The following is an 11,388-nucleotide window of genomic DNA, read 5'->3' as shown; positions in this document are numbered from 1 at the left end:
GGTGGCTCCGCCGCGCGCCTCAGTCCTCGAAGGAGACGTCGCGGGTGTACTTGTTGGAAGGATCCCAGAGCATGAACGAATGAATGCCAAGGTCTTTCAGCGCCTGCACCTGGGCCATCACCTCGGCCGGGCCGTAGGGGATGCCGCCCAGCGAGAAGTCCTGGATCCAGGGACGGTGCTTTTCGATGGGCAGCCCCTCCGTCCGCTCCAGGGCCCGCTGCATGGAATTGTACACCGTCTCGTACGGGGCGGCGTTGGGGTTCTCCAGCCCGTAGGTCCAGGGCGCGTAGTGGGAGGGGTAGACCATCGGGGCGACGTAGTCGACGATCTCGGCGACCTGCCGGTAGTCCTGGCCGATCTGCATGTCGTCGCCCTCCGCCACCGAGGTGGTCAGGCCGAACAGGTCGGCCCCGACCACGACCCCCAGGGGCTTGAGCTCGGCCATCGCGTAGCGCAGGAAGTCGTTGATGGGCTTGGTGCGCTGCTCCGCCGTCGTATCGTGGCCGTTGTAGCCCTCCCGCAGGTGCTCGGAGTAGCGGATGTAGTCGAACTGGATCTCGTCGATTCCCGCGGCGATGGCCTCCTTGGCCACATCGACGTTGTACTTCCACACGTTCTCGTTGGCCGGATCCATGAAGGAGTAGGCGCCGCCGTCAAACCCCGGGATCGCCCACTCCGGCCGGGCTTTGTAGAGCCACTGGTCGTTCATGACGACGATGCGGCCGGCCACCCAGAAGCCCCGTTCGTGGGCCTCCGCGATGAACCCGGGGAGGTCGGCGATCTTGCGCATGTTCGCGCCGATCTCCTGGGCCAGGGGGATGTCCGACTCCCAGGAGAGGTAGCCGTCCTCGGCCTTCAGGTCCAGCACGATCGTGTTGATCCCGGCCGCCTTGGCCCAGTCCAGCAGCGGCCAGACCAGGTCGGGCGATCCCGCGTACCAGCCCGAGAGGTGAAGCCCCCGCACCGGGTTCGGCATCTCCCGTGCAGGCCTCACCGGATCGGCGGGCGCCTCGCCGGCCGGCTCTTCCCCGGTCCCGGGCTGACCGGCGCCTCCCGGAGCCGTGCTCCCGCCCGGTGCCGGATCCGGGCCGGGATCGGGCGCCGTCCCCGGGTCGGTGCCGCCGCCCGGATCGGCCGTGCCGGGATCGGTGAGGTCCTCCTCACCGCCTCCCGGTCCGGTCACGGAACCCACCGGCAGCTGGCCCGAGGGTCCGGGGCGAGCGGGGCTGCCGCCCAGCGGAGAGGAACAGCCGGTGACGACGAGCGAGGCGACCAGAACGGAATGAACAACGGCAGAAATCAGTGGTTTGCGCATGAGCCAGCCTCCGGTTTCGGTCCTTGATACTCCTTAGACGAAGCCCGGGGCGCTTTCGTTTACACGTTGTGAGATTGAGGGGGTAGCAGTTTTACACAGTGGACGGAGGGTCGTGCGCACCCTGGCCGTACGCCGGCTGCAGGGCCCACTGCGCGGACGGCTGGCGGCTGACCCCCTGCTGACGGGCCGCAAGCCGCCGGATGAGCCGCTCTGCTTCCGCCCACGAGTGTACGCGGTAGCAATCGTGGAAATGACGGTTATAGGGATAGTCCATCATGATGCGGATGGCCGGGTGGTTGGCCAGGTTCTTGGGCGCGTCGTCGAACATGAAGTCGCCCCGGACCAGGTCCTTGCGGTGGGTGATCACGATGTTGCCGCGGGGCACCATGGGCAGGTGCCGGCGCACCCACGCGATCTTGTCTCCGGCCGCCTGCCGGGGGCTGGCCGTGACCACCACCAGCTCGCAGATCGCCGCCAGTCGCTCCAGGGACTCCACGCATCCCTCGATCGGCTCCAGGTCCGCGAAAAAGCCCGGGCGGTTCAGGTAATGGTAGATGCGCTTGCCGCACTCCGGCTTGACGAACTTCTCCCAGTCCCACGAGGTGATGTCTTCCGGACGCAGGTTGTCGTGGTAGTCCCGGTTGTAGACGGCCAGCCATTTCTTCATGAGGTTGCAGCAGATGCCGTCCAGGTCGAACAGCAGGATCGGCCTGGCCACGCGTGCTTCACCTCCGCGGGGTCGTGCTTTGATGAGTATGCCCGGGAAGGTGACAGCAGCCTTCTGTCAACCTCTGGCATGCCGGCGCGCCAGCCGGAGCCGCCGCCGCTCCTCGCCCTGTTCGAACAGGCGGCGATCCTCGTCGGTCTCGATGGCCAAGGGCGGCACGCGCGTCGGCCGCCCGGTTTCCGGATCCAGCGCGACGAAGGTGGCAAACGCGGACGTGGTGTGGCGGCGTTCGCCCCGGGTCGGCGACTCCGCGTACACGTCGATGCCGATCTCCATGGAAGTGCGGCCGGTCCAGGTCACTCGGGCCTTCAGGATGCAGACCTCGCCGATGTGGACGGGCGTGTGGAAGTCGACGGAGTCAAACGACGCGGTGACGCACGGGTTGCCGGCGTGGCGCATCGCAGTGATGGAGGCCGCGATATCCATCAGGTGCAGCAGCCGTCCGCCCAGCATGTGGCCCAGCGGGTTGGCATCGTTGGGCATGACGATCTCCGTCATCTCACAGGCGCTGAGGCTGGCGGGCTTGGGCTGAAGCGAAGGCGGTGTCCGGTGCATCGGGGATGTTCACCTCATCCAGATAGAAGTGGTCCAAAAGGTCTAGAGGCTGCCCGTAGGGATCAGGCAGATCCGCCGCGAAGGGCGAGTGGGGAAATCCGAGATTGACCCAAAGTAACTATTCAGTAGAATTGAGAATACAGAACTGGTTCAGGGTCCAAGGATTTGGTTGGGATGGGATGGGGCATCCTGCAATACGGTGAAGGGGAGGAACACACATGGCAGAGGTTCTGGTGGTCACCGGCGCCGGGGGCATGGGAATGGCCATCGCCCGCCGCCTGGGGCCGGGCCGGCGCGTCCTGCTGGCCGACTACGCGGAGACCGTGCTGGAGCGGGCCGTCCAGCAGCTTCAGGCCGAAGGTTACGATGTACACGGCAGGCAGACCGATGTGTCGGACGCGGCAGCGGTGCGAAGCCTGGCCGACGCGGCGGCAGAGCTCGGCACGTTCCGCATCCTCGTCCACACCGCCGGCGTCTCGCCCGTGCAGGCGCCGCCCGAACGGGTGATCGCGGTGGACGTGGTGGGCACCGCGCTGGTGCTGGACGAGTTCCTGCGCCTCGCGGGCCCCGGGAGCGTAGCGGTCTGCGTCGCGAGCATGGCGGGGGCCATGGCCACACTGCCGCCGGAGGCCGAGCACCTTCTGGCGACCACGCCCACGGCGGAGCTGGCCGGGCTTCCGCTGCTCGATCCCGCCAGGCTGGACAGGGGCGCTGCGTACAGTATTGCCAAGCGGGCGAATCAGCTGCGGGTACAGTGGGCGTCGCTGCAGTGGGGGCGCAAGGGCGGGCGCGTCGTCTCGGTCAGCCCCGGCATCATCTCGACGCCCATGGGTCAGGAGGAGCTGAGCGGGCCTTCCGGCCCGATGATGCGGGCCATGATCGCCGCTTCGGGCACGGGTCGCGTGGGCACGCCGGACGACATCGCCGCTGCCGTGGAGTTCCTGGTCAGCCCCGCCGCCTCGTTCATCACGGGCACGGACCTGCTGGTGGACGGCGGCGCCGTGGCCGGCGTGCGCTTCGCCCGGGCCCGGGAGGAACAGCGCATGGTCGGCGACGACTGACGGCGGCTAACCTGAGGCGATCACGGCCGTCAGGGCATCGGCCGCGCCCCGCAGCCGGTCCACGTTGGTGTTGATCTGCGCCACCACGTCGGAGAGCGCATCGGCCACCTGCGCCACCTCTTCGGCGACGGAGGCGCTGGTGGCCGCCGCCTCCGCAGCGGTGCGGGTGCCCGCCGCGAGCTGTTCGGCCGTGGCCGCCATCTGCTCGGCGGAGGCGGAGTTCTCCTGCGCGATGGACGTCAGTTCGGCGAGGGCTTCGGCCAGCTGCCGGCTGTATCCGGCCAAGTGCTCCGCCTGCGCCGTGATGGCCGTCATCCGGTCCGCCGTGAGGCCCACGGTCACCGCCAGATCCTCCAGGTTCCCGCCGGTCGCGGAGGCGAGGGCCAGGCCGTCCGCAGCCAGCTCCCGGGCGCTGCTCATGGCCGACTGGGCCAGGGCGACGCCTTCCTGGACCTGTCGGATGAGCCGGCCGATCTCGGCCGCGGCCTGGCTGGAGTGCGCCGCCAGCTTCCCCACCTCGTCCGCCACCACGGCGAAGCCCCGGCCGGCGGCCCCGGCGCGCGCGGCCTCGATCGCGGCGTTGAGCGCGAGCATGCGGGTCTGCCCGGCGAACGCTTCAATGGTCGTGACCACCTGGTCGATCTGCGTCGAGTGGCCGGCCAGCTGGACCATGGCGTCGGCAGCGGCCTCGGTCGCCCGGGCGAGCTGGCCCATGGTCTCGGCCGACCGGCGGATGGAGCCGCGGCCGGTCTCCACCGCCTCCCTGGCGGCCTCCGCTTCCGCGGCGACCTCCCGGGCCAGTTCCGTGATCGCCGCGGCGGCCTCGCGCACGTCGCGGCTGAGGGCCAGCGCGCTGTCGGTGCGGGACACCTGGCTGTGCGCCCCTTCGGAGACGGTCGTGACGGATGTCGCGAGCTCCCCGAGCGCGGTGTGGCTCTCCCGCGCGGCCGTGCTGGACTCGCTGCTGGCCCGGGTCAGCCGTCCCACGGTCGGGCGCAGCCGGCTCTCGATCTGCCTGTCGGCCTCGCTGCCGGCCCGGGCCAGGTCGGCCACCGCCGCGGTCAGCTGGTGCGTGGTCTGGCGGGCCTCGGCGACCACCGCGTCGAGCCGGCGCAGGACGTCCTCCTGCGCGGCGGCCTCCGCGAGCGCCTCCAGCAGCTGCCGGGACCGCGCGGCCACCGCGTACGTCCCGATCCCGACCAGGGTGAGCATCACCCCGTTGACCAGGCCGATGCGCGCCACCGTCATCGAGGGCGGGACCTCCGGAGGGTGCAGGAGGAGCACCGCCGTCCACCCGGCCAGGGCGAGGAGGGTGCCGTAGGCCGAGACCCACCGCTCGACGTACAGGCCGGTGAGCACCGGCAGGAGGAACCAGATGCCCGTGTGCTGGTTGGAGCCCGGCACCAGGAAGGCGATGCCCACGAGCACCACGCCGAGCGTACCGATCTGCACGAACTTCTGCGCCCGGGGCCAGCGGCCGGACCGGACGAGCAGGGTGACGGCGCACAGGAGGACGGCCGAGCCCGCGGCCCAGAGGAGGAACGGACCCCGGGGAAGGCCGGTGCGCGAGGCCAGCGGCAGCATGGCGCCGACGACCAGCAGGAGACTGATCCAGAGGATGCGGTTGACCGTGCGGTTGGTTGCCTGCTCGTAGCTCACCAGCCGTGCTTTCAGACCCATAGAGGAGCCCCCTGTGCATGAATAACTAGATATTTCGACCTATACGCTCTCGAATGGTGGTGAATTGGCTTCGGCGGCGGCGAATTCCTTCTAACGCTGTGAAAGTTCATCTCGCTAACAGTGTTCAGGGCGCGAGAAGCCGGGCGCGCACACAACCTTGCGGCGGCTCGCGCGCCTGATATACAGTAATGAGTGGTAGCCATCAAACTTCCCTGCGGCATCCAGTCCGGCAGGGGAAAGAAGGTGGGCAGCCGTGGCAGAGACGATGCGAGCTTTGCGCAAAATGGAAGCTGGTCCTGGAGCGACATTGCAGGAAGTTCCGATCCCGACCATCGGCCCCCGCGACGTCCTGGTGAAGGTGCGGGCGGCCTCCATCTGCGGCACGGACTACCACATCTACACGTGGGATCCCTGGTCGGCGGGCCGGGTGAAGCCGCCCCTGACCATCGGCCACGAGCTGGCCGGTGAAGTGGTGGCCGTGGGCAGGGAGGTCACCGCCTGCAAGGTCGGCGACTACGTGTCGGCGGAGACCCACATCGTGTGCAACCGGTGCCCCCGCTGCCAGATGGGGGAGTACCACCTGTGCGAGAACACGCAGATTCTGGGTGTGGACACCGACGGCGTATTCGCGGAGTACGTCTCGGTGCCGGAACAGAACATCTGGGTGAACGACAAGGACATCCCGTTTGAGCTGCAGTCGATTCAGGAGCCGCTGGGCAACGCCGTGCACACGGCGCTGAGCGGCGAGCTCACCGCCCAATCCGTGCTGATCACCGGCTGCGGCCCCATCGGCATCATGTCGGTGCCCGTGGCCAAGATGGCCGGCGCCGAGATCGTGATCGCCATGGACATCAACGAGTACCGGCTGCAGATGGCCGGGGAGCTCGGCGCCGACGTGCTGATCAACCCCACGAAGCAGGATCCGGTGGAGGTCGTGCGCAGCTACACCCGCGGCTACGGCGCCGACGTGGTGCTGGAGATGTCGGGCAACCCCACGGCCATCCGCCAGGCGCTGCGGGCGGCGCGCAACGGCGCGCGCATCTCGCTGCTCGGGCTGCCGAGCCGTCCGCTGGAACTGGATCTCTCGGCCGACGTGATCATGCGGGGACTGGTGCTGCAGGGCATTACCGGCCGCCGGATGTGGCAGACGTGGTACCAGGTGCGGTCGCTCTACCGCGCCGGCCTGGCCGAGCGGCTGCGGCCGCTCATCACGCACCGGCTCCCGCTGGAGCGCATCGACACCGCCATGGAGCTCATGGGCTCGGGCCAGTGCGGCAAGGTCGTGCTGATGCCCGACCTGAAGGCCTGATTTCCCGCAGAGGAGGTCATCGCGGATGGCTCTGACGGACTTTCTTGTGGAGGAGCTCAACAGCCTGAAGCAGGCGGGGCTCTACCGGCCTCTGAAGGAGCTGCAGTCGCCCCAGCGCCCCCGCTCGGTCATCGACGGGCGGGAGGTCATCAACCTCTCCAGCAACAACTATCTGGGTCTCGCCGACGACCCCCGCCTGAAGCAGGCGATGATCGAGGCGACCGAGGCCTACGGCGCCGGCTCCGGCGCGGTGCGGACCATCATCGGGACGATGACGATCCACAACCAGCTGGAGGAGAAGCTGGCCGAGTTCAAGCACGTGGAGGCCGCCGTCGTCTTCCAGTCGGGGTTCACCTGCAACTCCGGCGTGATCCCGGTGCTGGTGGGCGAGGGCGACGCGGTCATCTCCGACGAGCTCAACCACGCCTCCATCATCGACGGCTGCCGGCTGTCGAAGGCGAAGATCCACCGCTACCGGCACGCCGACATGGACGACCTGGCGCGGGTCCTGAAGGAGACCGACGGGCAGTACCGGCGCCGGCTGATCATCACCGACGGCGTCTTCTCCATGGACGGCGACATCGCGCCCCTGCCGGACATCGTGGAGCTGGCCGAGAAGCACGGCTGCATGACCTACGTGGACGACGCCCACTCCTCCGGGGTGCTGGGGAAGAACGGCCGCGGGTCGGTGAACCACTTCGGCCTCGACGGCCGGGTGACGGTGCAGGTGGGCACGCTCTCCAAGGCCGTGGGTGTACTGGGCGGCTACGTCGCGGGTCCGCGGGCCCTGATCGAGCTGCTCTGGCACAAGGGCCGGCCGTTCCTCTTCTCCACCTCCCATCCGCCGGGCGTGGCGGCGGCCTGCCTGAAGGCCATCGAGATCATGGAGCAGGAGCCGGAGCGGATTGAGCGGCTGTGGGAGAACACCCGCTACTTCAAGCAGCGGCTGAACGACCTGGGCTTTGACACCGGCAAGTCCGAGACGCCGATCACCCCGGTGATCGCCGGCGACGAGGTGAAGGCGATGAAGCTCTCCGACCGGCTGCTGGAGGAGGGCGTCTTCGCCCAGGGCATCGCCTACCCGACGGTGCCGCGGGGCAAGGCCCGGGTGCGCACCATCGTCACCGCCGCCCACACGAAGGAGGATCTGGACGAGGCCCTGGCCGCCTTCGAGAAGGTGGGCCGGGAGCTGGGACTGATCTGAGCCGTGGGCCGTCGGCGGTGAGCGGTGCGAGGCCGCGAGCGGTGAGCGGCAAGAGCGTCCCCGGGACGCCGGTTGGGCGGCGTCCCGGGGACTTCTTTGCCCCGGGCCGGGGGATGAAACCGATCGATGGCGGGCGCCGCAGGGATGGACCCTTCTCGGTCCTCGTTCCCGGCCTCAAGACTTGCGGCGGACGCGTGGTTGGTATACCTTACAATCATCGCATGTCTTAACTAGACGACCGGGCCCCTTTACGACGCCAGCCATCGGGGGAAGATCTATGCTCACTGACCTCGCCGCAGGTTTCGGGAAAGTGCTGCTCTACTACAGCCTCTGTGCCACCGGGGCCCTGATTCTGCGGCGCACCGCACGGGTGCCCGCGGAGGTGTTCCGTAAGACCCTGCACCTCATCCTCCTGGGTTCCCTGTTCGTGTTCATGTACGCGTTCACGACGTGGACGGCCTCTGTTACCGCGGCGGCCGTGTTTGTGCTGGCCGTCTACCCGGCGCTTGCCCTGGGGGAGCGCATGCCGGGATATGCCCACCTGCTCACGGAGCGCAAGGCCGGGGAGATCAAGCGCAGCCTCGTCGTGGTGTTTGCTATGTACATCACCCTTGTCCTGGTGGGATGGGGCTGGCTGGGAGAGCGGTACCTGGTCGCGGCGTCGGTGCTGGCCTGGGGCCTGGGCGACGCGGCGGCGGCGCTGGTGGGCAAGCGCTTCGGGGCGCACTTCATCGAGGGAAGACTGGTGGAAGGGCGCAAGAGCCTGGAGGGCACCCTGGCGATGTTTGCGGTGTCGTTTGTCTCGGTGCTGGCCGTCCTGCTGGCCCACGCCCCCGGGGGCTGGCACGGGGCCGTGCCCATCGCCGCGGTGACGGCCGCGGTGTCAGCGGTCGTGGAACTGTACACCAGGAACGGCATGGACACGATCACCTGTCCGCTCGCCGCGGCGGCCGTGCTGATCCCCCTGGTGCAAGTGTGGGGGGTGTGAGGCGGTGAACGGGAAAAGCGGCGAGCGCACCCTCCTGGCCTCGGTGCTCCTCAGTTCACCCGGCCCGGTCGTCGTCGGCGCGGGGCTGCTGGTGGGCCGCTCGTCCACCCAGCTCGCAGATTTCATCCGCCGTACGGCCGAACTCGCGGCCATCGTGGTCTCATGGGCGGTGTACCGGGCGCTGCGCCGGCAAGGGGAACCCGATCCCGCCCGCAGGCACCGGCTGGAGCGCGCCGCGAACGGGTCCGTCGGCCTGGCGATGTGCCTCTCGGGGGCGGCCATGCTCGGGCTGGCGGCGATGGGCTCGGGCCCGGAGCGTGGCAACGTGATCCCGGGGCTGGTCATCGCCGTGCTGGGCGTGTTGACCAACGGCTGGTTCTGGCTCCGCTACCGCACGCTCGACCGGCGGGAGCCCAGCGCCATCCTGGCGGCACAGAGCCGGCTCTACCGGGCGAAGACCCTGGTGGACGGCTGCGTCACCGCGGCGCTGGCCACCCTGGCGCTGGCGCCGGCGTCCCCTGCCACCCAGTACGTGGACCTGGGAGGTTCGGCGGCGGTCTCAGCCTATATGGTGATGAGCGGGATCCAGGTGGTCCGCACCGCCGGCATCCCCGCCGGACGGCGGACCTGACGCCGCCGCCCCGGGGCGCCCGGGCGACGCGGCGCCGCCGCACGGCGATGCGCGGGGCGCTCACGCCCGGCGGCTGACCTTTCGGCTGGAGGTATCCCCATGCCCGATGGTGAATCAAGTGGAATGTCTTTGCGGGCGATGGCAGAGCCAGCCGTCGTCCGAGGCGGAGGTGGGTCGTGAACTACGCTGCGTATGTGAGGATGGTCGGCGGCGGGCTGGAGGAAGCGGGTTTCCGGCCGGAGGCCGTCCCGGAGGAGCTGCAGGATCGCCTGGCGCTGGTCGTCTCTCGGGCTGAGGCCTGGGGGCGCCTGCTGATCGCGCTCGCGGCGGAGCCGAACCGGGCCGGCCCGGGGGAAACGGAGGCGCTGGTGCGCGCCTGCGGGGCGTGGATGCGGGCCGGGCAGGGCGAGGCGGCGCGGCACATGATCCTCGTCTTCCCCTTCGACCGGGAGGTCGGGGAAGAGGAAGCCGAGGCCATCGTCGCCCTGCAGGAACGCGACCCCGACGACCGCTGGAGCGTCATCCCCTGGTGCGCCGACCTGGAAGTGGGGCTGGTGGACCAGCACACCGGGTTCCCGCCGGTGGACCCGGCCGTGGCCCGCATCCTGACCGAGGTGCCCGAGGAGCCGTCCCGTCCGTCCGTGCAGCACAGGCCATCGTACGAGGTCCGGCGCACCTGGCTGGGCCTGGACCGCTTCCCGGCCACCCGGGTGATCCTGGCCCTGACCGTCGCCTACTACCTCTGGACGGTGTGGATGAGCGGCGGCCTCCTCCGGCTGGTCAGCGGGCCGGACACCATTTCCCTGGTCCTCTGGGGGGCCAACTACAGCCTGCTGACGCTGGGGGCGCAGACCCAGCAGTGGCGGCTCGTCAGCCACCTGTTCCTGCACGGCGGGGCGATGCACCTGGCGTTCAACATGTGGGCCTTCTGGCACGTGGGCCGGTACTGCGAGCTGATTTTCGGCTCGGCCCGGATGCTGTTCATCTACTTCGTGGCCGGCGTGGCCGGGGGCGTGGCTTCGGTGGCCCTGCGCCCCGGGCTGGTGGTCAGCGTCGGGGCCTCGGGCGCCATCCTGGGCCTCATGGGCGCACTCATCTACTTCGCCACCACCGTCCGCAATCGGCGCGTGGACTGGCAGGGGCTGCTGGCGCCGGTGGCCATCAACCTGCTGTTCGGCTTCGTCTACGGGCGGGTGGACAACTACGCGCACATCGGCGGCCTCGTGGGCGGACTGCTGGCGGCCTTCATCGCCGGCGCGCCGGGCGAGCGCTACGGGTGGCGCCAGGTGGCCGCACCGGTGCTGGGCGGCCTGGTGCTCCTGCTGGTGACCGGCATCCTGCCCCTCCGGCACATCACGACCCTGCTGCCGTAGAGCCGGCTGCGCCCCTCCTCTTGCGTGCCTGTGCAAATTTCTGGTACGATAATGCAGGTCTAGTTGGGGAGGAGGCCGACACCCCATGGTGCGCATCCTGGTCATCCACGGCCCGAACCTGAACCTGCTGGGCACCCGCGAGCCCGAGGTCTACGGCTCCACCACCCTGTCAGAGATCGACGCCATGCTCTCGGAGCTAGGTGGTGAACTGGGGGTTGAGGTGGAGTCGTTTCAGTCCAACCACGAGGGCGCCATCATCGACGCCATTCACAGCGCCCGGGGCCGGTTCGGCGGCATCCTGCTGAACCCCGGGGCGTACACCCACTACTCCGTGGCCATCCGCGATGCCATCGCGGCCGTGGACCTGCCCGTGGTGGAGGTGCACCTCTCCAACATCTACAAGCGCGAGCCGTTCCGCCACCGCTCGGTGATCGCCCCGGTGGCCGCAGGGACCATCACGGGTTTCGGAGCCGAATCGTATCGGCTCGGGCTCCGGGCCCTGGTGCACCTGCTGCAGGGCGACCGCGCACAAAGGAGGAACTGAG

Annotated in this window: 11 protein-coding genes; 7 read left to right on the top strand and 4 right to left on the bottom strand. The window is 69.3% G+C overall.

All coding sequences use genetic code 11. The annotated features are described in order from the left end of the window. Positions 1-19: 19 nt before the first annotated feature. The 3 genes from ACZ5UM_RS14485 to ACZ5UM_RS14475 form a co-directional block, all read right to left on the bottom strand. Positions 20-1,315 carry a putative glycoside hydrolase gene (locus tag ACZ5UM_RS14485; protein WP_464845005.1) on the bottom strand — a complete coding sequence of 432 codons (1,296 nt, stop codon included), beginning with the start codon at positions 1,313-1,315 and terminating at the stop codon, positions 20-22. A 91-nt stretch (positions 1,316-1,406) separates the two neighbouring features. Beyond that, positions 1,407-2,033, bottom strand: a complete 627-nt coding sequence (locus ACZ5UM_RS14480; RefSeq protein WP_464845004.1) for a 5' nucleotidase, NT5C type — start codon at positions 2,031-2,033, stop codon at positions 1,407-1,409. Positions 2,034-2,099: 66 nt separating this feature from the next. Further along, on the bottom strand, positions 2,100-2,597 hold the full coding sequence (locus ACZ5UM_RS14475) for an acyl-CoA thioesterase (protein WP_464845003.1): 498 nt from the start codon (positions 2,595-2,597) through the stop codon (positions 2,100-2,102). 218 nt (positions 2,598-2,815) lie between these two features. Between ACZ5UM_RS14475 and ACZ5UM_RS14470 the strand changes: the two genes are divergently transcribed. Beyond that, on the top strand, positions 2,816-3,658 hold the full coding sequence (locus ACZ5UM_RS14470) for an SDR family oxidoreductase (RefSeq protein WP_464845002.1): 843 nt from the start codon (positions 2,816-2,818) through the stop codon (positions 3,656-3,658). 6 nt (positions 3,659-3,664) lie between these two features. Here the strand turns inward: ACZ5UM_RS14470 and ACZ5UM_RS14465 are convergent, their stop codons facing one another. Next, positions 3,665-5,338, bottom strand: coding sequence for a methyl-accepting chemotaxis protein (locus ACZ5UM_RS14465; protein ID WP_464845001.1), 1,674 nt, complete (start codon positions 5,336-5,338; stop codon positions 3,665-3,667). Between the two features lie 265 nt (positions 5,339-5,603). On the opposite strand from ACZ5UM_RS14465, the gene tdh reads away from it, so the two are divergent. The 6 genes from tdh to aroQ all read left to right on the top strand — a co-directional run bounded on the left by tdh (position 5,604) and on the right by aroQ (position 11,387). Further along, positions 5,604-6,647, top strand: a complete 1,044-nt coding sequence (gene tdh / locus ACZ5UM_RS14460) for an L-threonine 3-dehydrogenase (protein WP_464848393.1) — start codon at positions 5,604-5,606, stop codon at positions 6,645-6,647. Positions 6,648-6,672: 25 nt separating this feature from the next. Beyond that, positions 6,673-7,851, top strand: a complete 1,179-nt coding sequence (locus tag ACZ5UM_RS14455; RefSeq protein WP_464845000.1) for a glycine C-acetyltransferase — start codon at positions 6,673-6,675, stop codon at positions 7,849-7,851. A 277-nt stretch (positions 7,852-8,128) separates the two neighbouring features. Next, positions 8,129-8,839, top strand: coding sequence for a diacylglycerol/polyprenol kinase family protein (locus tag ACZ5UM_RS14450; RefSeq protein ID WP_464844999.1), 711 nt, complete (start codon positions 8,129-8,131; stop codon positions 8,837-8,839). Positions 8,840-8,843: 4 nt separating this feature from the next. Beyond that, positions 8,844-9,470: a cation efflux transmembrane domain-containing protein gene (locus ACZ5UM_RS14445; RefSeq protein ID WP_464844998.1), complete on the top strand. Its 627-nt coding sequence runs from the start codon at positions 8,844-8,846 to the stop codon at positions 9,468-9,470. A 176-nt stretch (positions 9,471-9,646) separates the two neighbouring features. After that, positions 9,647-10,843 carry a rhomboid family intramembrane serine protease gene (locus tag ACZ5UM_RS14440; protein WP_464844997.1) on the top strand — a complete coding sequence of 399 codons (1,197 nt, stop codon included), beginning with the start codon at positions 9,647-9,649 and terminating at the stop codon, positions 10,841-10,843. A gap of 85 nt (positions 10,844-10,928) precedes the next feature. Continuing rightward, a complete protein-coding gene (gene aroQ, locus ACZ5UM_RS14435) occupies positions 10,929-11,387 on the top strand; it encodes a type II 3-dehydroquinate dehydratase (protein WP_464844996.1) in 459 nt (152 codons plus the stop codon). The last annotated feature ends 1 nt before the right edge of the window (position 11,388 follow it).

Source organism: Symbiobacterium ostreiconchae, from assembly GCF_055396975.1.
This window is presented reverse-complemented; position numbering and strand designations above follow the sequence as displayed.

Excerpts from the sequence above, each read along its gene's own strand:
- ACZ5UM_RS14485 (WP_464845005.1), bottom strand. The coding sequence starts at position 1,315 with ATGCGCAAACCACTGATTTCTGCCGTTGTTCATTCCGTTCTGGTCGCC.
- ACZ5UM_RS14475 (WP_464845003.1), bottom strand. The coding sequence starts at position 2,597 with ATGCACCGGACACCGCCTTCGCTTCAGCCCAAGCCCGCCAGCCTCAGC.
- ACZ5UM_RS14470 (WP_464845002.1), top strand. The coding sequence starts at position 2,816 with ATGGCAGAGGTTCTGGTGGTCACCGGCGCCGGGGGCATGGGAATGGCC.
- ACZ5UM_RS14465 (WP_464845001.1), bottom strand. The coding sequence starts at position 5,338 with ATGGGTCTGAAAGCACGGCTGGTGAGCTACGAGCAGGCAACCAACCGC.
- tdh (WP_464848393.1), top strand. The coding sequence starts at position 5,604 with ATGCGAGCTTTGCGCAAAATGGAAGCTGGTCCTGGAGCGACATTGCAG.
- ACZ5UM_RS14455 (WP_464845000.1), top strand. The coding sequence starts at position 6,673 with ATGGCTCTGACGGACTTTCTTGTGGAGGAGCTCAACAGCCTGAAGCAG.
- ACZ5UM_RS14450 (WP_464844999.1), top strand. The coding sequence starts at position 8,129 with ATGCTCACTGACCTCGCCGCAGGTTTCGGGAAAGTGCTGCTCTACTAC.
- aroQ (WP_464844996.1), top strand. The coding sequence starts at position 10,929 with ATGGTGCGCATCCTGGTCATCCACGGCCCGAACCTGAACCTGCTGGGC.